This is a genomic window from Longivirga aurantiaca, assembly GCF_042660085.1.
Taxonomy (GTDB): domain Bacteria; phylum Actinomycetota; class Actinomycetes; order S36-B12; family CAIYMF01; genus Longivirga; species Longivirga aurantiaca.
The window spans coordinates 48,813-71,566 of sequence record NZ_JBHSTI010000002.1 but is presented as its reverse complement, the minus strand read 5'-3'; the positions used below and the strand labels follow the sequence as shown (position 1 = coordinate 71,566).

General features: G+C 67.0%; 20 protein-coding genes. 5 read left to right on the top strand and 15 right to left on the bottom strand.

Features of this window, described 5'->3' with window-relative positions:
- Positions 1-43 precede the first annotated feature (43 nt).
- The 7 genes from ACFQGU_RS00500 to ACFQGU_RS00470 all read right to left on the bottom strand — a co-directional run bounded on the left by ACFQGU_RS00500 (position 44) and on the right by ACFQGU_RS00470 (position 7,843).
- Entirely contained in the window at positions 44-880 is an 837-nt protein-coding gene (locus tag ACFQGU_RS00500; RefSeq protein ID WP_386763387.1) for an alpha/beta fold hydrolase, read from the bottom strand.
- A gap of 281 nt (positions 881-1,161) precedes the next feature.
- A complete protein-coding gene (locus tag ACFQGU_RS00495) occupies positions 1,162-2,496 on the bottom strand; it encodes a histidinol dehydrogenase (protein ID WP_386763386.1) in 1,335 nt (444 codons plus the stop codon).
- Between the two features lie 54 nt (positions 2,497-2,550).
- Positions 2,551-3,222, bottom strand: coding sequence for a GntR family transcriptional regulator (locus ACFQGU_RS00490; RefSeq protein WP_386763385.1), 672 nt, complete (start codon positions 3,220-3,222; stop codon positions 2,551-2,553).
- Positions 3,223-3,425: 203 nt separating this feature from the next.
- On the bottom strand, positions 3,426-4,115 hold the full coding sequence (locus ACFQGU_RS00485) for an ABC transporter ATP-binding protein (RefSeq protein WP_386763384.1): 690 nt from the start codon (positions 4,113-4,115) through the stop codon (positions 3,426-3,428).
- Positions 4,116-4,140: 25 nt separating this feature from the next.
- Entirely contained in the window at positions 4,141-5,898 is a 1,758-nt protein-coding gene (locus tag ACFQGU_RS00480) for a branched-chain amino acid ABC transporter ATP-binding protein/permease (RefSeq protein ID WP_386763383.1), read from the bottom strand.
- Between the two features lie 133 nt (positions 5,899-6,031).
- Positions 6,032-6,922 (bottom strand): branched-chain amino acid ABC transporter permease, encoded by an 891-nt coding sequence (locus tag ACFQGU_RS00475; RefSeq protein WP_386763382.1) that lies wholly within the window; start codon positions 6,920-6,922, stop codon positions 6,032-6,034.
- 69 nt (positions 6,923-6,991) lie between these two features.
- The gene (locus tag ACFQGU_RS00470; protein ID WP_386763381.1) at positions 6,992-7,843 is read right to left on the bottom strand and encodes an alpha/beta fold hydrolase; all 852 of its coding nucleotides are present in this window, start codon (positions 7,841-7,843) and stop codon (positions 6,992-6,994) included.
- A 153-nt stretch (positions 7,844-7,996) separates the two neighbouring features.
- On the opposite strand from ACFQGU_RS00470, the gene ACFQGU_RS00465 reads away from it, so the two are divergent.
- On the top strand, positions 7,997-9,163 hold the full coding sequence (locus ACFQGU_RS00465) for an NAD(P)/FAD-dependent oxidoreductase (protein ID WP_386763380.1): 1,167 nt from the start codon (positions 7,997-7,999) through the stop codon (positions 9,161-9,163).
- A gap of 235 nt (positions 9,164-9,398) precedes the next feature.
- Here the strand turns inward: ACFQGU_RS00465 and ACFQGU_RS00460 are convergent, their stop codons facing one another.
- The gene (locus ACFQGU_RS00460) at positions 9,399-10,517 is read right to left on the bottom strand and encodes an ABC transporter substrate-binding protein (protein WP_386763379.1); all 1,119 of its coding nucleotides are present in this window, start codon (positions 10,515-10,517) and stop codon (positions 9,399-9,401) included.
- Positions 10,518-11,096: 579 nt separating this feature from the next.
- Between ACFQGU_RS00460 and ACFQGU_RS00455 the strand changes: the two genes are divergently transcribed.
- Positions 11,097-11,831, top strand: coding sequence for an IclR family transcriptional regulator (locus ACFQGU_RS00455; protein ID WP_386763378.1), 735 nt, complete (start codon positions 11,097-11,099; stop codon positions 11,829-11,831).
- Between the two features lie 312 nt (positions 11,832-12,143).
- Here ACFQGU_RS00455 and ACFQGU_RS00450 read toward each other — a convergent pair whose 3' ends face one another.
- Entirely contained in the window at positions 12,144-13,724 is a 1,581-nt protein-coding gene (locus ACFQGU_RS00450; RefSeq protein WP_386763377.1) for an amidohydrolase, read from the bottom strand.
- Between the two features lie 287 nt (positions 13,725-14,011).
- On the opposite strand from ACFQGU_RS00450, the gene ACFQGU_RS00445 reads away from it, so the two are divergent.
- Positions 14,012-15,325, top strand: a complete 1,314-nt coding sequence (locus ACFQGU_RS00445) for an amidase (protein WP_386763376.1) — start codon at positions 14,012-14,014, stop codon at positions 15,323-15,325.
- Positions 15,326-15,350: 25 nt separating this feature from the next.
- On the opposite strand, the gene ACFQGU_RS00440 is transcribed toward ACFQGU_RS00445, so the two are convergent.
- The 6 genes from ACFQGU_RS00440 to ACFQGU_RS00415 form a co-directional block, all read right to left on the bottom strand.
- Positions 15,351-15,875, bottom strand: coding sequence for a flavin reductase family protein (locus ACFQGU_RS00440; RefSeq protein WP_386763375.1), 525 nt, complete (start codon positions 15,873-15,875; stop codon positions 15,351-15,353).
- Positions 15,876-15,892: 17 nt separating this feature from the next.
- Positions 15,893-17,830: an LLM class flavin-dependent oxidoreductase gene (locus ACFQGU_RS00435; RefSeq protein WP_386763374.1), complete on the bottom strand. Its 1,938-nt coding sequence runs from the start codon at positions 17,828-17,830 to the stop codon at positions 15,893-15,895.
- A gap of 265 nt (positions 17,831-18,095) precedes the next feature.
- A complete protein-coding gene (locus ACFQGU_RS00430; protein WP_386763373.1) occupies positions 18,096-18,275 on the bottom strand; it encodes a LuxR C-terminal-related transcriptional regulator in 180 nt (59 codons plus the stop codon).
- A 298-nt stretch (positions 18,276-18,573) separates the two neighbouring features.
- Positions 18,574-19,578, bottom strand: a complete 1,005-nt coding sequence (gene galE / locus ACFQGU_RS00425; protein WP_386763372.1) for a UDP-glucose 4-epimerase GalE — start codon at positions 19,576-19,578, stop codon at positions 18,574-18,576.
- Positions 19,579-19,786: 208 nt separating this feature from the next.
- A complete protein-coding gene (locus tag ACFQGU_RS00420) occupies positions 19,787-20,680 on the bottom strand; it encodes a phosphoribosylaminoimidazolesuccinocarboxamide synthase (RefSeq protein ID WP_386763371.1) in 894 nt (297 codons plus the stop codon).
- 56 nt (positions 20,681-20,736) lie between these two features.
- A complete protein-coding gene (locus ACFQGU_RS00415) occupies positions 20,737-21,669 on the bottom strand; it encodes a hydroxymethylglutaryl-CoA lyase (protein WP_386763370.1) in 933 nt (310 codons plus the stop codon).
- Positions 21,670-21,751: 82 nt separating this feature from the next.
- Between ACFQGU_RS00415 and ACFQGU_RS00410 the strand changes: the two genes are divergently transcribed.
- Positions 21,752-22,357 (top strand): SACE_7040 family transcriptional regulator, encoded by a 606-nt coding sequence (locus ACFQGU_RS00410; protein ID WP_386763369.1) that lies wholly within the window; start codon positions 21,752-21,754, stop codon positions 22,355-22,357.
- Positions 22,358-22,423: 66 nt separating this feature from the next.
- Positions 22,424-22,732, top strand: coding sequence for a GNAT family N-acetyltransferase (locus tag ACFQGU_RS00405; protein ID WP_386763368.1), 309 nt, complete (start codon positions 22,424-22,426; stop codon positions 22,730-22,732).
- The last annotated feature ends 22 nt before the right edge of the window (positions 22,733-22,754 follow it).

The window sequence follows — 22,754 nt, the reverse complement described above, 5'->3', positions numbered from 1 at the left end:
GGCACCTCCAGTTGGCGACACTTCTGTGCTCGGGACAGGCGGTTCATCGGTTGAGGAAAGCCTTCATGTGGGCCGCGAACTCGGTGCGGCGCTCCACCATGACCCAATGACCGGTGTCGCGGAACACGACGAGTTCGGAGTGCCGCAGGGCGGACAGATAGGCGAAGGCGTCCTCGAGGTTGCAGAACTTGTCGTCTCGGCCCCACAACAGCAACGTCTGGTTGTCGATGCTCCGCACCTTCTCAAGCGCCGAGCGCGGGTCGGGGTCGGGGGACGTCGAGGTCACCATGCGCATGTACCCCGCCTCGACCTGCGGGTCCAGGGTCGCCTCGTATCGAGCGCGGACCAGTTCCTCCAGGTTGGGGATCTGATCGGCGTCGAACACGAAGGTGCGGATCAAGTGACGGGCCCGTTCCAGCGTCGGGTCCGGGTAGTAGTTGTTCAGCAGCGGCCCGCCCTCAGGCTCTGCGGACAGAACTTGAGGTGCGAAGCCCCACAGGTACGGGCCCATGAGGACGAGCCGATCGACGAGATCATGCCGTGCGAGCGCCATCTGCAGGGCGACTCCACCACCCATGGAGTTGCCGACCACGTGAGCTCGGTCGATCCCGAGGGCCTCGAGCAGGTCGATCATCGCCTTCGCCGAGACCACCGGGTAAGGCAAGCCGCTGTCCGTGCTCAGTCTTGACGCACCGAAGCCCGGCTGGTCAGGGATGAGGAGTCTGAACGAGTCGGCCAAGTCGGCCACGTTGCCGCGGAAGTTCCCCAGCCCTGTCGCGCCGGGACCGCCACCATGCAGAAGCAGAAGGACTGGACCGGAGCCAACATCCGTATAGGACACCACCGCCTCCGACGTCTCGACAACGCGTGCCGCAGGCATAGGTACCTCAACCACTCACATCACCCTCCAGTGTCGATTTCGCACTGTGGCATGTAACAGGCCATGTGTCAATGCACAGCCCAGCCTGCGGTCGAGCCGTCCTCCGGGATGGGAGACGGCGTCAGCGGCAGTCGCCGGGTCCTCTGCGATCAGCGCGTCACGAGTGGGGAGCCCGGCCGACCGCGATGGGAGGGCTTACGGGGCCGATCACACCCGCGAAGGAGCGAGGATCTTCACAGTTGCGCGCAGCGCATCGCCGCTTCGTCGGGGCCGGCGACGCGTCATCGGCCCCGATCATGCGTCCGTGAGTGGGCGATCGACGTCTCCCAGCGGGCCGCGACGGCGGCGCTCGTCGGTGTCGCGGAGTCGGCGTGCGCCGCACTCTCGCACTCGTCCGACAGCGACTCCAGCCCCTGCCTCGTGCAGTGGACGACTCGAGCGTCGCGCAGGAAGTCGCCCGGCGAGACCTCCCGGCGCGACGTGCCCTGGGGAGTCGTGGAGACCAGCGGTCTCGTCAGCCCGAGACTTCGCAGAGCGAAGGGACTATGTGCCCCGACGTACACCGTCTCGGCGCGCCTGATGCGCGCGGCGTAGGACCAGGCATACGCCGAATGGATCGCCACATCCATCGGAGCACAGGTATCGACGACGGCCAGCGCGTGCTCCATGTCATCAACGAGAGCAACGGTTCCCAGGGGGTCGCGAGCCGCTTCCCCGTGGTCAGCGTGGGTCTGACCGAGTCGAAGCCGTGCTTGAACCGCCACAACTACGTCCTCGGCGAATCCTTCACCTGGAGTCACCAGGAACACGTCGCGCCACGACCTCCCCTCGGCGACGTCGACGATGTCCGCCGCCACCAGGTTCGGGTTCGCCCATCTATCGGCGAGGATGGCGAAGGCACGGGTCCTCGCCACATGAAGAACGTCGACGTCCGGGGAAACAAGGGACTTCGCTTCCCGGCTTTCCTGGTCATCCGGCCCAGCGATGAGATCGACCGGGTCGCAGCCTCCAGAACCGTACGCGAGCAGGGCGATGGCCTCGGCGCCCCCGACGGAGTAGACCTCGTGCGCTCCCGCGATGTGGCAGGCCGCCATCACGAGTTGGTGCATGGACTCAGGGGACCGGGGATCGATCGCGACGGCGACCGATCGCACACCAGCGGCCCGCGCGCAGAAGGCGTACCACAGGAGACTGGAGACCGCGCCGATCGTCGAGCCCCCCGACGGCAAGTACAGGCCGACTCGATCGACAGCCACCCGGCGGTGCACCACCCGGACCCCGGGCGACAGCTCGTGCTCCCGTTCCCGACCCGCCGCGAGGAGGCAGTCTGATCGAATCCGATCAGCCAGCCCTTCCATCCGAGCCTGAGTAGGCGACGGCAGCGAGGCCAGCGCCCGAGCCGCAAGGTCGGGGTCGAGCGCCTGGTATCGCGTGTCGGACGGGCCGAGCTGCCCCGAACCCCACCTCATGGCTCCTGGTCCGCCGGCGCGGACGTGCTCGACGATGGCGGCCGTCTCCTCGCTCGCGATCAGGCGTCCACCGTGACCGCGAAGCCCCGGCAGGGAAGCCGACCTCCCCGAAGCCGCCTGCGAGCGGAGATCAAGATGACTCAGCATGGTGACATACTAGTATGTCACCATGCTCGCGGTGGTCGAGCGGACCCCTGGGCGCTACCGAGGCGACGGCGCCAGGTCGGCGATCAGCCACTCCTTTGCCGCCGATCGGGCCAGCTCCGGGTCCTGCGCCTCGATCGCCGCCGACAGCCGGGTGATGTGGTCCCGTTCCTCACCGTCAGCGTGCGGCGCCGGAGTCCCACTAGCGAGGATGATCCCCCAGGCGAAATCGCCGAGATCCCAGAGCTGTTCGCACACCTGCTGCAGAACTTCGGAATGAGCCATCTCCAGGACCAGGCCGTGGTAGTCGCGGGTGAGCTGGCGCGTCTCGTCACCGAACGAGGTGACCTCTTGAAGTTCGCGAGTGATCGCCGCGAGGTCTTCCAGTTGCTCGCTGGTGCGGCGCGTCGCTGCCAACGCAGCCACCTCGCCCTCCAGGTCGCCAACGGTCCTGATGTAGTCGACCAACGCTTGCTGGTCGTACTGAGCCACTCGGCAGCCGACCTGGGGAACGATCTGCACGAGCCAGTCGCCGGAGAGCCGTCGCATGGACTCCATCACGGGCTGCCGGCTGACTCCGAACGTGCGGCATAGATCGTCGACGGGGAGCCACTCGCCGGGGGCGTAGTAGCCGGAGAGGATCTGCGACTTCACCTGCTCATAGACCCGCGCCCCGAGACGTTGCGCAGGTGCCACGTTGCGCGACAAGGATGACGTCTGCCTAACCATGCCAGACAGACTAACGACAGGCTGGGGGGGAGGCGAGACTGGACGGCACTGCCGGAAGGGCCAGCGCAACGTGAGCCGAGACCGGAAGACCCCGGTGACGAAGCTGCCCCTGCGACAGTCGTACACCCGGGCGTGGGCTCGGCCCTTCCCAAGACCGGACGATCTCGTGGCACGCCTTCAACCCACGCGACCTGCCGAGACGTCTAGGTCAGGTAGGCCTTCAGCAGGTCCTCGTCGTGCATCAGGCTCTTCGACGGCTCCGTGCGGATCACGCGGCCCCTCTGGAGAAGGATCGCCTGATCGGTCAGGTCAGCCGCCAGCGCGATGTTCTGCTCGACGAGAACGAATGTCGCCTTCCACTCATGCCGGATGCGGGCGAGCAGGTAGTAGAGCTCATCGGTGAGCTTCGGGGACAGTCCGACCGTTGGCTCATCGAGCAGGATCAGCCGAGGATTGGCCATGAGAGCCCGGGCTATAGCCAGCATCTGCTGCTGTCCGCCCGAGAGCTGCCCACCCACCTGACCGAGCTTGTCCCGCAAGGCGGGAAACGTCTCGAGAAGCGCGTCCAGTCGTTCGGGAGCGTCGGCGCTGCCCTGCGCGCCGAGGATCAGATTCTCTCTGACCGTGAGCCTCTGGAGTACTTGGCGACCTTCAGGGATGTGGCCCACCCCCGCACGTGCGATCTTGTGAGGGCTGAGACTGCTCACGTCGTGGCTTCCCAACGTGATGCTGCCTGCCAGGACGGGCAGGAGCCCCGAAACGGCTCTCAAGAGGGTCGACTTGCCGGCTCCGTTAGATCCGACGATGGCAACGGCACTGCCCGGTTCGACGTTGATGGATACGCCATGGAGAACCTCGATCGAGCCGTACCCAGTCACGAGGTTCTCTACCACGAGTCCGAGCCCAGCTTCTGACTCCTCAGTCATTGGCTTCCTCCGTGCGACGCTCGTCTGCGTACTTCTGGGCAAAGCCCGACCCCAAGTAGGCCGCGATGACCTCAGGATTCACGGTGACCGCGTCAGGGGCCCCTTCGGCGATCTTCCTCCCGTAGTCCAGGACCGTCAGACGATGGCACAGCGGGAGTAGGAATGACATGTCGTGATCGACGATCACGACGGAGACGCCTCCATCACGAGCGCCGAGGATGGCGTTGGCTAGCCGACCGCGGTCAACGGTGCTCAATCCTGCGGCGGGTTCGTCGAGCAGGAGAACGTGCGGCCTTCGTGCAAGAGCGGCCGCAACCCCAAGGAGTCTCGTGTGCCCATAGGAGAGGTTGCCGGGCAACTCGTCGGCAACCTCAGTGAGCGCGCACAGCTCGAGGTAGAACTCAGGATCGTCCGGAAGATCCGGATTGAATGTGCGGCCTCCGCCCAGTGATCCCAACGAGTTCATCACCATCGCGCACGTCTGGCGTGCCGTGAATGTGCGAAACACTTCCGGCTGCTGAAATGTTCGGACCAGACCCATGCCGGACACCTTCTCCAAGCGCCGACCGCCAATCGAGGATCCGCGGAAGAGCACCTGCCCCGAGTTCGACGGGATGAAACCGCTGATCAAGTTGAGCGTTGTCGTCTTGCCCGACCCGTTCGGTCCGATCAACCCTCGGATCTCGCCACGCCTCAACTCGAACGACAGGTCGTCGAGCACCAGGTTGGCTCCGAAGCTATGGCTGAGGTTGCGTACGTCAAGAACGATCTCCTCCGGGAGGTCCTTCCCGACAAGAACCGGAGCTGCCGGTTGATCCGCCCGAGGGAGCGCCGGCGCATCGCGGAGCCGAGGCGCCCTGTCCCGCGTCGTCCTGATGGAAGACAAGGCCGGGACTCCGAGGATTCGCGTCCGATAGAGGATGCTCAACTGGCCCATGACGCCATTGCGAGCGACCAGCACGAAGAAGAGCAGGAGCAGGCCGTACAAGAGCCTCTGAGCGTTCGGCCCAATGCCAGCGACAGAGCCGATCCACTCAGGAAGCCCCTGCACCACCCAGGCGCCGACAGCGGGCCCCGCGATGGTCGCGATGCCGCCGAGCATGATCATGAGGTAGACGCTCAGGAAGACGTCCGTGCTGAAGAGTCCGGGGGTGATCACGCGCTGTTGAAGGAGTATCAGCGGACCCGCCAGTCCCGTGACCGCCGCCGAGAGGAGGAAGAGCGTGACTCGGTGCAAGCCCGTGACTATCGACACCGAGCTCGCGAGGTTCTCGTTGTCTCGAACGGCTTGCACTCGTTGACCGAAGCTGGAACGACGCACCATCCAGTACACGCCGATCGCGACGGCCAGTACGGCGAGGTACACGTAGTACTGACTCAACGGGGAGGAGAAGTCCAACGGGCCAATCGATGGCGGGTTGTCCAGGAAGGACAAGCCCGAGAAGCCACCGGTCAGGCCCTCGGCGTTGGCGAGAATCAGAACGATGAACTCGCTGAAGGCGAGTGTCACGATGAGGAACGCATTGCCGCGAGTGCGAAGGGCCACGAGCGCTGCCGGTATCGCGACGATGACCGAAGCCGCAATAGCCACAAGGAAGCTGGCCCAGAAGTTGAGTCCGAATCTGTCCATGGAGATTCCCGCGGCGTAGGCGCTCACACCCCAGAGACCGGCCTGTGCGATCGATGGAAGCCCCGTGAGGAAGGCGAACATCGCCGTGGCCACGGCGACTGTGCCGAAGATGGCTGCCATGCTGGCAACTGTCATCGCCGTGTTCGTGGCGTTCCAAGGAGTCGAGAAACCCCCGAGCGGAATCACGAAGACAGGTGTGATGGCCAGGAAGGCAAGACCCACCCGGGGCAGAGCCTGAAGGACCCTCTCCCGGCTAGACATCGACATCGCCTGTTCCCCTGAAGAGACCACGTGGGCGAAGCGCCAGGACAGCGATGATGAGGACGAAGGCATAGCCGTCCTGCCACTCGGGTCCGAATGTGTAGAAGCCGAGGGGGACGCCGTACGCGGTCGCATATGTCTCGATGAGTCCCAGGGCGAGACCGCTGATCACCGCACCCGAGATGCTTCCCAGCCCGCCGGCCAGAGCAACGGCGATGCCCTTGATGAGGTAGGACCCCCCGCTGAACGGACTGAACGGGAACAGGGTCGCGATGAGAATCCCCGCAAGAGCTGCGAGCACTGCGCCCAGGGCGACAGCCGAGCGCATCGTTCGACCCACATTGACGCCCAAGAGGGAGGAGACGTCAGGGTTCTCCGCGCAGGATCGCAGGCGAAGCCCTGCCTTCGTCCTCGCCAGTACGTAGTAGAGGACCGCGACGGCAGGAATGGTGACGGCGAACAGCATGAGCTTGGAGACCGGAAGCACCAGTTCGCCGATGTAGACGACGCCCGAGAAGGGGCTCGCGATCTGTCGCTGCTCGGGGCCCCAGAGCAGGACGATCGCGGACTGCAGGACGATGCCGAAGCCCAGCGTGCCAAGGAACACGACCAAGCTGTCGGTCCCAGCGAACCGCACGATGCTCTCGCGGATCCCCATCCCCACCAGAGCGACGGTCAGGAGGACGCAGGGGACCATGACGATGTAGGGCATCCCTGCTGCAGTGAGTACCGCCCCCATGATTGCCGCTAGGGCCACCAGCTGTCCTTGAGCGAAGTTGAAGAACCGTGCGACACCGATACCCACCGTCAAGCCAACGCCAACGAGTACGTATACGGCACCGGTCACGAGCCCGTTGAAAGTGAACTGGAGAAACTCGTTCAACTCACTGCTCCCGTCGGGTCTGCGAACGTGAGCAAGAACGCGGCCCCACGAGTACGCGCGCGGCACCGTTCATCGGCTGAGGAACGCTTTGGTGTGGGCAGCGAACTCGGTGCACCGCTCGAACATGAGCCAGTGCCCCGTGCTGCGAAAGACAACGAGTTCGGAGTTGCGGAGGGCCGACAGGTAAGCAAAGGCGTCCTCCACGTTGCAGAACTTGTCGTCGCGCCCCCACATGAGCAGCGTCGGATTCTCGATGCTGCGAACCTTCTCGACCGCCGAGCGCGAGTCGCTGTCGGCAACCGTCGAGGTCATCATCCGCAGATAGCCCGCTTCGCTCTGCTGGTCCAGGGTCGCGTTGTAGCGCGCCTCCACCACCTGCTCGAGGTTGGGGATCTCATCAGGGTCGAACACGAAAGAGCGGACCAGGTGGCGAGCCCGTTCAAGGGTCGGATCCGGATAGTAGTCGCGCAGCAGGCGCTCGCCCTCGGCTTCAGGGGCCAGCACATGGGGTGCGAAGCCCTCCAGTGCAGGAGTTACGAGCACGAGGCGATCCACAAGGTCGGGCTTGAGCAGGGCCATCTGCAACGCGACCGCCGCCCCTTTCGAATTACCCACGACGTGAGCTCTGTCGATCCCGAGCACGTCGAGGAGCTCGATCATGGCCTGTGCGGAGACCACCGGGTACGGGAGGCCGCTGTCGCTGTTCAACCGCGATCCACCGAAGCCCGGCTGGTCTGGGGTGATCACACGGAAGTCAGCTGCCAAGTCGGCGACGTTGCGGCCGAAGTTCCCCCAGCCGGTCGCCGCCGGCGCGCCTCCGTGCAGAAGCAGAAGAACGGGTCCCGAGCCGACATCCCGATAGGAGACCATCGCTTCCGACGTCTCGACGGCTCGCGTCGACGCCCCATGGATGGTTGCCATCAACTCCGAGTTCCTTTCAGGGCGGTGCTCGGTCCCCGACGGACGGGAGTCTTACATGTTACCGACTAGACATCAATCACCCGCCGACAACTTCCGGTGTGGAAGCCGGAGTCGAGGGGTTGCGATCATTAGCATGTAACATACACTTGGCTCATGATGAGGAGCATCTGCATCGTCGGAGCGTCATTGGCGGGCCTCCGGGGAGCGGAGGAGATCCGCCGCCAAGGGTTTGAAGGACGGATGACCCTCATCGGGGCAGAAGCCCAGTTCCCACCGTTCGACCGGCCTCCGCTGTCCAAGGCCGTGCTCGCATCCACATGGACCCTCGAGCAGGCTCGCCTTCCCGTCTTCGAGGACTTGGATGCCGCGATACATCTCGGCGTAGCTGCGACCGATCTGGACCTTGCCGCCCGGTGCGTTCGCGTGCAGGGAGGGACGTCGGTTCCCTTCGATGGGCTCATGATCGCCACAGGCACAGAGGTGATCCGGCTGCGGTGCCCCGGGGCGGATCTTCCCGGCGTGCGCTACCTGCGGAGCGCGGACGATGCATCCCTCCTGCTAGCGAGGATCTCGCGGCGGCCGCGGGTCGCAGTCATCGGTGCCGGATTCATCGGTTCGGAGATTGCCTCCGTATGCCGGGAGCGGGGGCTGGAGGTCACGCTGATCGATTCCAGTCCGCTGCCCTTGGAGCCGCAGGTCGGGAGACTGGTCGCCTCGTACATCTTCCAGCAGCACCGCGATCGCGGGGTCGCCACGCGCTTCGGCGCCAGCGTGACATCGATCGAGGGCGACTCGGACGTGACGGGAGTGACCCTGTCCGGGGGCGACACCATCGCAGCTGATCTCGTCGTCGTCGGGATCGGCGTCAGGCCGGCGGTGGGTTGGCTCTCCGGATCAGGCCTGGACATCTCCGACGGTGTGCTCTGCGACGAAGAGTGCCGCGCCATCGGTGCGGACGGGGTCGTGGCCGCGGGGGATGTGGCACGCTGGCAGAATCCGGCGTACGGGCGAGCCATGCGCATCGAGCACTGGACCAACGCGGTTGAGCAGTCGGAGTACGCCGCTCGCTCGCTGCTGGGGGTCCAAGAGGGCCCGTTTCGATCGATCCCCTACTTCTGGTCCGATCAGTTCACGATGCACCTTCAATGCGCGGGCGTTCGCGGCGACACGGACGAGGTCGTCGAGGGGTCGATGGCGACCGGCGCGTTCGTCATCGAGTCCCGAGTCGACGATCGAGTGGTAGGCGTCCTGGCCTCGAACTCGGTCAACCGCTTCCAGAAGGCCCGCCGTGCACTCGCGGCGGCGCGCGCACACTCCTGACCGTTCCTCCCAGCCGGGAGAGAGACCACGGCAAGGTCCCACGGCGCGTTGCGGCTCAAGGCCGTCGCGACCGGCTTCGCGGTCGTGCAGTTGGATGAAGCGCCCCGGTCCGATGGAGGGTGACGCCCCGCGTCAGAACCCGCGGCGCCCTGGCGCACGACTCGAGGACGCGCACCCGGAAAGCCGTGGTGGGCGGACCCCAAGGGCCCGCCCACCACGGCTTCTGTCTCGTGTGCTACCGCTCCTTGCAGGTCGCGTCGGCGCAGTCAAAGACGGCCATCGGAGCCGTCTCGAACGGGCCCGCGAACTGGAACACGGTCACGTCGCCACCCTTCAGCACCGTGAACACGGTCGGGCAACTCATGTACTTCTCCTCGGTGATGCTGCACGTGCCGAAGGGCCCGTCGTAGCTGGAGCCCACGAGGGCATCCATGACGGCCTGCGGGTCCGTGCTGCCGGCCGTCTCAACGGCCTGCTTGGTCAGCCAGGCCGCGTAGTAGAGCACGATGGCTGCGGCTGCCACGAGGGGTGCCTTCCCGTCGGGGAAGATGGCCGTCACGTCGTCGGTCGGCAGGGTTGCTGACGCCGAGAACGTCGGAGCGAAGGCCGGGAGGAAGACGGTGGCGCTCGCCAGCTCGGGGAGCGCTTCAACCGACTCCGCCGAGGCCGTCTCGCTCATGTAGTACTTCGCCACGTTCATCGGAACAGCCTGCGACATGATGCCGGTCGACTGCTCCGCGGAGGTGCCGACGATCAGCAGGTCAGGCTTGGACGCCGCCACCTTGGTCAGGAAGGTCGAGTAGTCCTGGGTATCCGGCGGGAAGAGGGTGGTGTTGACCACCTGCATGCCGTTCGCCTCGGCACCCTTGGTGTAGTCGTCGACCCACGCATCCGTGACCGCGCCGTTGGGCAGCAGCATCGCGACCGTCTTGATGTCCGGCGCACTTGCCTTGGCCTGCGCCATGTAGGCGATGTGCTGCAGGTCCTGGAAGGCCAGCAGCGACAGCATGAGCGGGCTGTTCTCGGGATCGGTTCGCAGCCGCTCGATCATGTCCGAGCTCGTGACCCAGTCGATGATGCCGGCCTTCTTCCACGTCTCGTAGGCCACGTCACCGCTGAAGTCCGGGCCGAGCGCAGCGAGCGCCTTGGCATCCACGACCTTCTGGGACGCGGTCAGGACCTCGGCCGGATCCGACTTGTTGTCGACGTTGACCGCGACGAACTCGCAGGTCTGATCGCCGACCTTGACACCACCGGCGGCGTTGATGTCCTTGGCCGCCTCGTCGAGTCCTTGCGCGGCTGGCACGCCGTAGACCTGGTAGTCGCCCGACAGCTCGGTGTTCGTCCCGAACACCACCTGGCAGTCAGACGACACGGAGGCGGTTGCCGAATCGGACGTACTCGGCGCAGCGCTGCTGGACGACGAGTTGTTGGCAGCGTTGCTACCGCATGCAGACAGCGTCAGAACGCTGGCAACGACGACCCACGCCGCCAGGGCCTTTCCAACTGGGTTTCGCATCCTGCTAGTACTCCTTGAGAGGGGTAAGGAGCGCGGTGGAGACCGCACGCCACGTGGATCACTGCTCGAACAGGCTCCGGCCGATCGGTCGCCGGGGCCTCCATGTGGGACCAGAACCTCTGCCGCGGACGGCTCTGGGTGCAATGTAGATGTGATCGGTAACATATTAGTTAACGGACGCATAACGATGTTGGCGGCGGGCCCTCGGATGGATCGCCGCCATCCGGGCAGCACTCCGCTTCCGAACCCAGCGCTCCTCATTCGACCCGTCGAGGTGCCCTATTGTTCTAGCGTGCAGAAAAGGCGCGGTGCTGCCCCGGACACACTCCACGGGGCTGCGCCGACAGGGACGGGGGCCTAGAAGTGGTGGAACCCAGGGGCGACAACGCGGGCCCGCAGTACCGGATCGAGTCGGTGGACAACGCGCTTCGGCTGCTGCTGATGTTCCGGACAGAGCGCACCGTGCGCGTGTCTCAAGTCGCCAAGTACTTGGACGTAGCGCCGTCCACCGCCCACCGGCTCCTTGCCATGCTGCAGCACCACAAGTTCGTCGCGCAGAACGTCGAGAGCAAGGCCTACGGCCCTGGCGAGGCCTTGGTCGACCTCGGGGTCTCCCTGCTCGATCTTTCCGATATGCGGCTCTGGGCGCGACCGCATCTAGCGGCCTTGGCAGCGAAACTCGACGAAACGGTTGCCGTGGGCGTGCTACGGGGCATGACGCTGACATTCGTGGAGAGTGTCGAGGTCCAACGCGCCCTCCGGGTTGGCACCCTCAGGGGCGCCAACTACCCGGCCCACATCACCGCGGGCGGCAAGGCCATCTTGGCCTTTCTTCCCGCCGACACCGTGTCTGCGATGTATCAGCCTGCTGGCCGCACGGACGCGGCCAGGCTCTCCGCGGCCGATTTCGACACCCTCATCGGCGAACTCGCGGCTGTTCGCAAGACTGGCTATGCCACGAACTACGGCCAGAGCGATGACGGTATCGGTGCTCTCGCCGTTCCTGTCTGGTCTGCAACCAACGAGCACGAGCCGGTCGCGTCGGTATGCGTCTCAATGCCGCTCTCCCGTTACGACCAAGCCGATATCCCGTCCGTCGTGGAGGAACTGAAGTCCACTGCGCAGCAGCTGGGGCGCTTCTCGATGTAGTGCGACGGCCCTGGGCATGACCGGCCACCAGGTTGGTGACGGCGTAGCGCCCGATCAGAACGAAGACCTCCGATGCAGTGGCTGACGGCTAGGGCACGCACTGCACGGTGGCCCTGATGGTCCACGCCAACACCCGGTTGACGTTCCACGGCCGTTGCCGGCGAGTTCAGCGGATCCGGTTCGAGGGGCAGCCGGTGTCACATGTCGCCCAGGAGCTGGGTCTGTCCCGCCAGGCATCGCAACGCTCGAGCCGACCCCAGGCGGCCTGGAACCGGACGCCGGTCACCGTCGAGGCGGCATGGGCTGGCGGGCCTACGGCTGCGCAGGCAACTCGCCCAAGCTTCCGTGCACCAGGGAACCCCGCTGGAGTACGGCTGACGGCACGATGTCCCCGAGGAGAGCACCATCCGTCACTCGTGGGTCACGGTCGAGTACGACGACGTTCGCCTCGCGCCCTGCTGCCAACGAACCCATCCGATGCGCGACTCCCAGGCCTTCCGCCGCCCAGACCGTGTGCATGGCAAGCGCCTCCATCACGGACACCTCCTGCTCGGGCGCGAGGTGATCGCCCACACACGTGACGCGCTGAGTCGCGCACATCACGTTGGCCATCGGGTTGAACAGCCGGATATCCGAGCCGGCGACGTCGGAGCTCCCCGCCAGCCGCCACCCGGCGTCGATCAACTCGCGGAAGGGGAAGAGGCGCGGACCGAACTCAGCACCGATGGACTCCGCGATGAACGAGCCCATCGACCAGATGAAGCCCGCTTGCACAATGGGGACCGCGCCGGCTCGCGCCCAGTACTCCGCCGTCTCGGGATCCGTGAGTACGTTGCCCGCGTGTTCGAGCCGCACGGGAATGCCGGCCCCACCGCCTCTCGCTGCAACCACCGAGTCACACACAAGGCGCTGCGCCCGCTCACCGTTGACGTGCGCGGCAATCTGGAGACCAGCAGCATCCGCACGACTCACCAGCTCCGTCATCTGGGCTTCGCTGAAGCCCATACGGCCGGTGGACGAGCTGCCCACGTAGGACGTCAACAGGGCAGCGCCGTGCGCCGAGTACCCCCCATCCACGAAGACCTTCATGCCGGCGACGCGGTAGTCGGATCCGTCGTAGGACTCACGGAACCCCGGTGCGAGCAGATTCGACAGGTCCATGGTGCCGGGGGTCCACACGTACGCCTGAACCGATTGAGGGAGATCGGCGGATCCTGCGAGATCGCTCATGATGCGCATGCCTCGAGCGGTATTCGTGATCTCACCGATGGCGGTCACGCCGTGGGCAGTGAGCCGCTCTCGTGCCACTGCCGCGACGGACTCACGCAACTGCTCGTCGGTGAGGGAGGGGATCGGGAGGGCGTAGAAGAGCTCATGCAGTTCGCCGGTGGCCTTGCCGCTGGAATCGAGGCACACGTGGGCGTCACCGGTCACCGGGAGACCAGCCTCCATCGCCAGCTCCATGCCCCGCGAGTTGACAACAGTGACGTGAGCGCCGAACCGAAGAGCAATGGGGAACTGCGCGGAGATCGAATCCAGCTCGGTCATCGTGGGTAGTCGTCGCTCGTCGAAGCGACGGGAGGCGTAGAGAACCCCCTGGCCGATCAGCCATCCGCCACGTGCTTCGCGCAACGCCTGGTTCTTTCTCAGCTGGTCGAGGACGTCGCCGACAGACGCGCAAGGTGGGGTGCGGCAGTCAACCGCGCCGAAGATCGCTGTGGCCGACATCTCGACGTGCACGTGCGGATCAACGAAGCCGGGGAGCACGGGCCGATCACCCACGTCGAAGACGCGCAGCCCCTCGGGGATCTGACTCCGGTCTCGAACAACCGACACGATCCGCCCGTTCTCGACCACGACGGCACCGGCGTGGACTTCGAGCGGGTCAGTCATCGGGAAGACTGCCCGTGAGCAGATCGCAAATGCACTGGGTATGGGTGCCACTCGGGGGATTCCTCACGTCGCCTGGTCCGTGCTTCAGCCTAACGCAGTTTCCGCCTACCAGAACGGCTTCTGCTACTGTTGGGGTGTGGTGAGCGGGTCTACGGCCGACGATCAGGGCGACGTGGCCGGGGCTTGGCCGGACGCCAGCAGCGCGCAAGGAGCCATCCGCGACCTGCGCGGGGCCGCGGTGCCCGAGGAACCCGCCATCAGCTTCTGCCCCTGGACGGGAAGCCCTGATGTCCATCAGTGACATCACCGCCTGGATCCGGGAAGGGCGGATGTCGGTGGGAGACGTCGTCGCAACCTCCAGGCAGCGGATGGCCGACCACCGGGACTCGAATCACTACACCAGCATCGACGACGCTGTCATCGAGCGGCAGGTTCGCATTGCCGAGAACGGAGATCCTGAGCGGCCGCTGCACGGCGTGCCGGTCGCCATCAAGGACCTCATTGACGAGGCCGGCTACCCCACCACGGCCGGGGTTCGGGCCGGGCAACCACTCGCCCGCCGCGATGCCCTGGTTGTCCGCAGGCTGCGCCAGGCAGGAGCGATCACCATGGGCCGCACGAATCTCGACCAGCTCGCCCTTGCGGTGACTGGCGAGAATCCCGACTTCGGGACGATTGCCAATCCACGGGCCGTCGGGTGCATCGCAGGGGGATCGAGCGGCGGTTCTGCCGCCACGGTGGCGCTGGGGGACGTCCCGGTGGCACTGGGAACCGACACCGGGGGCTCCATTCGCATCCCGTCGGCGCTGTGTGGCGTGGTCGGCCTGAAAGGAACGTACGGACTGGTTCCTACGGAGGGTGTGCACGCACTGGCCTGGAGCATGGACACCGTGGGCCCCATCGGGCGGACTGTGGACGACGTCCGACGCGTGTTCGAAGTGATCGCCGCGAGGAGCTACGCGAGCCCACGTGGGATCGAGGGTCTGCGCTTCTCCATACTCGTGGGGCAGTTCGCGGAACGGGTGAGTCCTGCCATAGCCGAGGCGGTGAGGCAGGCGGGCGAGGCCCTGGCGGATCGGGGAGCTCGACTCGTGGACCTGCCCGAAGTGGCTCTCGAGGGCGTGGACGCAACTCGGTTCATCATCGTCGCAAGCGAGGCCGCGGCCGCCCACCAGGACAAGCAGGCCCTCGTCGACCAGGCCGGAAAGGCCGTGCGCGACTACCTCGCCGAGGGTGCCTCTATCTCTGCTGTGGACTACCTGCGAGCGCAGAGGTCACGTCGAAGGATCATCTCCGAGCTCTCCGCCCTTGTGGCCAACGTCGACTTCGTCATCATGCCGACTGTGGCCAGCACGGCGATCCCGACGCTCGAGCTCATGACTGAGAAGGCATCAGACCGTCGCATACGCGATCGGTACGTTCGCCTGTGCTCACCGTGGAACCTGACTGGGCACCCCGCATTGACCGTGCCCTTCGGATCCGACGAGAGCGGCCTGCCCATGGGCATCCAGCTCGTCGCCGACTACTTCCATGAAGGTGCGCTGTTTGCCGCCGGCACGGCCCTGGAATCAGCAAGGGCCTCAGCGGCGCCCTCAGGGTGAACACGGGGCCTCGGCCGGAGCCCGATCAGCCGCTACTGCGCGATGCCAACTGACGGAACCCGCGGGCGTGGTACAGGAGCGGTTCTCTCTCCGACCCCTGCGCCTCCAGGACCTGCCCGATGATGATCGAATGATCATGACGCGGCAGGACCTCCTCGATGGCGCACACGATGCTGGCTGACACGCCATCGGTGAGGATCGGCACATCATGCCCCGGCCCGCTGGACCCCCAGCCGACACCAGCGAACTTGTCCTCGGCCCTCGAGGCGAAGCGCGAGGACAGCTCGAGCCCGTCATGGGACAGGACGTTGACGCTGAAGAAGCCGCAGCGGAGCAGATGAGGCAGCGTCCTGGAGGACTCCGAGACACTGACGAGGATCCGTGGCGGGTCGGCCGACAAGCTCACCACTGCCTGAATCAGCAGGCCCACTGGCCGCCCCTCAGGGGTTCGAGCGGCTAGAACCGAGATAGCCGTGGGCACGGTGGCCATGACTTCTCGGTACGCATCCGCGGACACCTCGCGGAGGCGCGTCGCGTCCAGGTCGGCCACCTGTGCGGTCTGGGGCATCACCGGTTCCCTCCGACCAGGTCGGGAGCCTTCACCACGTGGGCCAGTTCAGAGATGCAGGCAGTGAGGTCCGCGTGATCGCTCGTCATGACCTCGAAGCGAGCGTCGGGAAGAACCCGTCGATGCTCATCCGCGAGCGAGGCGTCGCGCTCGATGCTCACGATGGGCATCCTGAGCCTGGCGACCTGCGTGTCGAGCGGGGAGTAGAGGGCGAGCTCCCTCAGTTCCCTGCCGATGGTGCGTGACGTACGGGCGTCAGGCGAACCCATGCTCAGGGCCGTCGGCGAGCGGTGGATCACGTAGCCCTCATAGGCCAGCCGCGTATCCCCCGTTGCGACGGCAGCCTCGACACGCTCGGTGCCGGCCACGACCCGCGCCTTCGCCTCGGAGTCCAGCTCGAATCCGCCGTCCCACAAGATGAGACCCTTCATCGGCGTCTGCGTGAGCGTCGACGCGCGCAGTGCCAAGGCGCCGCCGTAGCCCAACCCGATGACCGTCACAGGTTCGGTCAAGGCGTTGAGAGTCTGGACGAGATCCGTCTCAGCCTCGCGCGTGAGTCCGTACGTCGTGGCTTCGTCCTCGCTGTCTCCTCGGCCACGCCTCTCCAGGACGTAGACCCTGTGGTCCTGAGCGAGAAGCGACGCCAGCTCCTCGACGTCGCGCGCCTGCTGGCCGGTATCCGGGACAATCATGAGAGCGGGTCCGGAACCACGGCTGTGCAGGCGGAGCTTGAACCAGGCCTTCGAGGTGACGAAGGACGCCTCCGGCTCACGGACAGTCGCCACAGCCTCCGTGCCCCGCTCGGCCGCGCGCAGCGAGATGATCTCGCGTGCCAAGGCTGTGGACATGGCCCGACCTGACTCGCGAGCAACAGCGCTCAGCGGCGCCGGGCCCGGAATCCCGTGGTTGCGCCGGTAGGGAGCCATCACGTCCTCGGCGAATTCCTGGATGGAATCAAGGATCTCCGCCTGAGGCGCTCCGAAGCCCATACCCAGGTGGATCTCATCGATCCCCAGCTCGTGATAGCGCTCGATGCGCTCGAGGATCTGCTCGCCAGAACCCAGGAGCATGCCCGTGCGAATGTCCTCGGCGGTCGGCATGTCGGGCACGGGCTTAGGCGCCACGTAGGAGCGCGGATCGGCATTCTCGGTGAAGTTGTGCATGTGGGTGTGGATCTGGTGGAGCGTTCCCGCCTCCTCGATCCGCCTCCGGATGCGGTCCGGGTCCTTGGTGATGAAGGTGGGCCTGGAGATGCCGAGCTGGACCTCGTCCCTGGACAGCCCGTTCATCTCGCGCCGGTTGTGGAAGGTACCCGCCACGTCCTCCGCGATCGCGTCCTGCCGACGCATCAGGGCGTTCAGAACGTTGTAGCCATTGTCGACGGCCCACTCGATCGTGGCAGCGGTCTGACCGGCGATCCAGATCGGTGGACGTGGCTCCGAGATGGGGCGCGGCCACACGTAGGTGTCGTCGAAGGACCAGAACTCACCGTCGTACGAGACAGCGCCGTCGGGGTGCTCCCAGATCTTCTCCAGGATGTTCAGCGACTCGAGGAAGCGACCGCGAGAGGAGTTGAAGTCGACGCCGAACCGGTCGAACTCGTACCTGTAGGCACCTCGACCCACGCCGAGCACGAGCCTTCCGTCCAGCGCATGGTCGGCAGCGGCGACGTCCCCAGCCAGCTGGAGGGGATGGTGGAGCGGCAGGACCAGGACGTGGACCGCGACGTCGCACCGGACGTGCTGCCCGATCCCGACTGCGTTGATGAGTGCGTTCGGGGACTTGACGATGTGGACGAGCGGATGCTCGGGCATGGAGATGCCGTCGTAGCCGAGGCTGTCCGCCAGCTTCGCCTGCGCCAGGTGATCCGCGTAGTTCGTCTCGCCATTCGAGGCTGGATCGAGCTCGTGCCAGGTCAGGAAGACCGAGAACCTCATCTGTATGCCTCTCCGCGACGCTCTCGCCATAGTTCTCTCTAGCAGAACTACTTCTGTTATGAAGAACCATAGGTGAGCAGCCCGCGGCGGTCAAGATCCCGTCACATCCGTCAGACCCGCGGGTCGGCGAAGGGTCGCGGGTGAGCGGAGCCATCCGGGCCGGGAAGGCCGCGCACCTACCCTGTGCGGGGGGCGCCGAAGGCCGCGGCTCGCAGCTCCACTGCGGAGGGAGGCCATGCTGCTGGGTGGCGCGGAGGGCTTCTGCTCACTCACTGGCACCGAGCTTCTGCAGCACCTCCTGCCAGAAGGACTTCATCGTGATCGTGGTGAGCCCCCGGGCAGCCGCGATCTCGCGATTGGTCTCGCCAGCGGCGACAGGGCGAAGAACCTCTCGCGGGCGCAGTGTCAACGTCGTCGTCGGCTCTGGGCCGTGGGTGCTACCCATGAACTCCGGCGCATCAGTAGGGCGACCCGCGAACGCTGCACGCACTGTGGGAGCGAGATGGGCAGCGGCACCGTCCGCATGCGCCGTAAGCAGGACGATCCGCGTTCCCGGGCACGAGGTCACCGTGCGCTGCACGACCTCTCAAGCCGTGAGGTCGGGGGGCCGGACGTCGAGGATCGCGATGTCCGGCCGCGCACCCTCCGCCTGTCGCGCGCAGTAGCTACGCCAGGCGGTCCTTCTCCGATCAAGCACACATCACACGTGCGTCGCCCTGCACCAACCTGCCCGGGCAGTACAACTAGCCGAGGCGGGCGGTGCCCTCGGCGGCGGCCAGGTTCCAGGCCTCCCAGGCGCTCGCGACCATCTCGCGCAGGTCGCGGGTGGCCTGCCAGCCGAGCTCGGCCTCGGCCTTGGCGCCCGAGGTCACGATGCGGTCGGGGTCGCCGGGGCGGCGCGCGCCGACGTCGTACGGCACCGGGCGGCCGATCACGTCGGCCACCGCGCCGATGATCTCCTTGACGCTGACGCCCTCGCCGCGCCCGAGGTTGTACGCCGGCGACACGGGCGAACCGGCGGCGAGCGCCCGGGCGGCGGCCACGTGGGCCGAGGCGACGTCGCTCACGTGGATGTAGTCGCGGACGCAGGAGCCGTCCGGGGTGTTGTAGTCCTCGCCGAAGACGGTCGGCGTGCGGCCCTCGGTGACGGCAGCCAGCAGGATCGGGAACAGGTTGTGCGGGCTGGCGTCGTACACCGTGGGGACGCCGGACCCGACGACGTTGAAGTAGCGCAGGCTGGTGTGGCGGAACGGCGGCTCGCCGTTGAGCTCGGCGGCGCGCGCGACGTCGCGCAGCATCCACTCGCCGATGAGCTTGCTCTCGCCGTACGGCGACTCGGGGTTCTTCGGGGTCTCCTCGGTGACGAGGTCGGTGTCGGGCGTGCCGAACACCGCGGCGCTGCTCGAGAACACGACGTTGCGCACACCGGAGTCGAGGCAGGCCTGCAGCAGCACGCGCGTGCCCTCGACGTTGACGCGGAAGGAGTCGAGCGGCTCGCGCACGCTGACACCGGCGTACTTCAGCGCGGCCACGTGCACCACGCCCTCGATGCCCTCACGGCCGAGGACACCCGCCATCAGCACGGGGTCGGTGATCGAGCCGTTGACGATCTCCACACCGGACGGCACGAACGACGCGCGCCCGCTGTTCATGTCGTCGAGCACGATCGTGTCGATGCCCTCGTCCGCGAAAGCCCGCACCACGTGCGATCCGATGTACCCAGCGCCGCCTGTCACAACCCACGTCATGGGTCCACCCTAGGCCGTGATCCGCGGCTGCGGAGTACGTCGGCCCAGCTCTCGTCCGATCGAAAGCGCACCCTCGACGAATCGAAAGAACCCAGCAGCCGCACCGAAAGTCGGCCACCGCCCTATCGAAACCCCGAGCGCTCACACTGATCATCCCGTCGCTTACCAGGACCGGAAGCAACGGGTTGATCGGTCTCGGCGGGAGGGGTCAGGCGAAGCGCTTGCCGGTGAGGCGCTCGTAGGCCTCGACGTACTTGGCGCGCGTCTTCTCGACGACGTCGTCCGGGAGCGCCGGGGGCGCCTCGCCGGAGTGGCGGTCCCAGCCCGAGGCGGGCGACGTGAGCCAGTCGCGCACGTACTGCTTGTCGAACGACGGCTGCGCGTGCCCCGGCTCCCACTCGTCGGCGGGCCAGTAGCGGCTCGAGTCGGGGGTGAGCACCTCGTCGGCGAGCACGATGGTGCCGTCGGGGCGCGAGCCGAACTCGAGCTTGGTGTCGGCGAGGATCAGGCCGCGCTCGGCGGCGATGGACGCCGCGCGGTCGTAGACGAGCGTGGTGAGACGGCGCAGCTGCTGCGCCTCGTCCTGGCCGATGGCCGCCACGACCTCGTCGAAGGTGACGTTCTCGTCGTGCTCGCCGAGCTCGGCCTTGGTGGCCGGCGTGAAGATCGTTTTGGGCAGCTTCGAGCCGTCCTTCAGCCCCGGCGGCAGGTTGACGCCGCACACCGACTTCTGCGCCTGGTACTCCGTGAGGCCGCTGCCGGTGAGGTAGCCGCGCGCCACGCACTCGACCGGGAACATGTCGAGGCGGTGGCACACCATCGCGCGGCGGGCCACGGAGTCGGGCACGTTGGTGGTGATCACGTGGTTGGGCACGAGGTCGCTGAGGCGGTCGAACCACCAGATCGACATCGCCGTGAGGATGCGGCCCTTGTCCGGGATCGGCGTGGGCAGCACCCAGTCGTACGCCGAGATGCGGTCGGACGCCACGAACAGCAGCCGGTCGTCCGGCGTCTTGTAGAGGTCGCGGACCTTGCCCGAGTAGATGTGCGTGTAGCCCTCGGGGAGCTCGTACTCAGGGGTCGGTGCGACGGCGCTGCTCACGTCGCGGAGCCTATCGCCCGCCCGATGCCGCTCCCGCCGTACGTCGTGGAGGTGGCTCAGCCGCGCGGGGCGAGGGCGGCGACGGTGCGGCTGGGGCTCGGGCGGCCGAGCTGCTCCGCCATCCAGACGCTGGTCGCCACCAGCGCCGGCAGGTCGACGCCGGTCTCGATCCCGAGGCCGTGCAGCATCCACACGAGGTCCTCGGTGGCGAGGTTGCCGGTCGCGCTCTCGGCGTACGGGCAGCCGCCCAGGCCGCCGGCCGAGGAGTCGACCGAGGTGACGCCGCAGCGCAGCGCCTCAAGCGTGTTCGCGAGCGCCTGGCCGTACGTGTCGTGGAAGTGCACCGACACCGCGCCGAGGTCGACTCCGGCCTCGGCGAGCGCCGTCAGCAGCGCGCGGGTGTGCCCCGGGTTCGCGACGCCGATGGTGTCGCCGAGGCTCAGCTCGGTGGCGCCGAGCGCCATCATCCGCGCGCAGACCTCGACCACCTGCGGCACCGGGACGTCGCCCTCCCACGGGTCGCCGAAGCACATCGACACGTACGCGCGCACCGGCAGGTCGCGCTCGCGGTACGCCGCCACCACGGGCGCGAACATCTCGTACTGCTCGGCCACCGTGCGGTTGAGGTTGCGCCGCGCGAACGTCTCGGTCGCGCTGCCGAACACCGCGATCTCGCGCACGCCGGCGTCGAGGGCACGTACGAGACCGCGCTCGTTCGGCACGAGCACCGGCATGCGCACCCCGTCGTACGCCGGCAGCGCAGCGAGCAGGGCCTCGGCGTCGGCCAGCTGCGGCACCCAGGTCGGGTGCACGAAGCTCGTGGTCTCGACCGCGGTGAGACCGGAGGCGACCAGGCGGCGCACGAACTCCGCCTTCACCTCGACGGGCACGATCGCCTTCTCGTTCTGCAGCCCGTCGCGCGGGCCCACCTCGTAGACAGTGACGCGCGCGGGCAGACCGTCGAGAGGGACGACCTGCGGCTCACGCATAGGAGCGACCTCGGCATCGGTCTGGGCATCGGTGGAGTGTGCGGTGATCAGACGTTAACAGCGCCTGTCTATCCTGGCCGACGTGACGACGACGCCCGTGGCCCCGGATGCGGCCGTGCCCGGCACGCGCCGCGAGCAGATCCTCGCCACGGCAGCCGAGCTCTTCGCCCACCGCGGCTTCAACGGCGTCTCGATCAACGACATCGGCGCGGCCGTCGGCATCAGCGGCCCCGCGCTCTACCGCCACTTCCCCAGCAAGGACGCCGTGCTCGGCGAGATGCTGCTCGGGATCAGCCGCTCGCTGCTCACCGAGGGGTCGCAGCGGCGCCGGGCCGCAGCCTCGCCGTCCGACCTGCTGCCCTCGCTCATCGAGGCGCACGTGGAGTTCGCGCTCAGCCAGCCCGCGCTCATCACCGTCTACAACCGCGACATCGCGAGCCTCGGCGAGGACGACCAGCGCGAGGTGCGCCGGCTGCAGCGGGCGTACGTCGAGATCTGGGTCGGCGCGATCCGCGACGCCGTGCCCGGCACCGACGAGCAGCACGCCCGGTCGGCAGCGCACGCGACGTTCGGCCTCATCAACTCCACACCGCACAGCGCCCGCATCGACCGCGCCGAGATGGCCGAACTCCTCACCCGCATGGCCACTGCCGCGCTGCTCACCCCCGGCACCCTCCCCCGCGCCTGACGCCGGGCATACGGGCGGTGGTGACGTGGTTGCACCGGCGTCGCACCCGCTCAGGGGAGGAACGTCATGACGGTCGAGGTCACGCGCAACGACGGATCCGCGCGCTACGAGGCGCGCGTCGACGGCGTGCTCGCGGGCTTCGCGGAGTACCAGCTCACCGACGCCCTCGTGGTCTTCACCCACACCGAGGTGCTGCCGGCGTTCGAGGGCCAGGGCATCGGCTCAGCCCTCGCGCGCGCCGCGCTCGACGACGTCCGCGACGCCGGCGAGCGCCAGGTGCTGCCGCTCTGCCCGTTCATCTCCGGCTGGATCGGCAAGCACCCCGACTACCAGTCCCTCGTGTACGGAGCCCCGCGCAGCACCGCCACCGACTGACGAGCGGCACGCCGTACGAGGT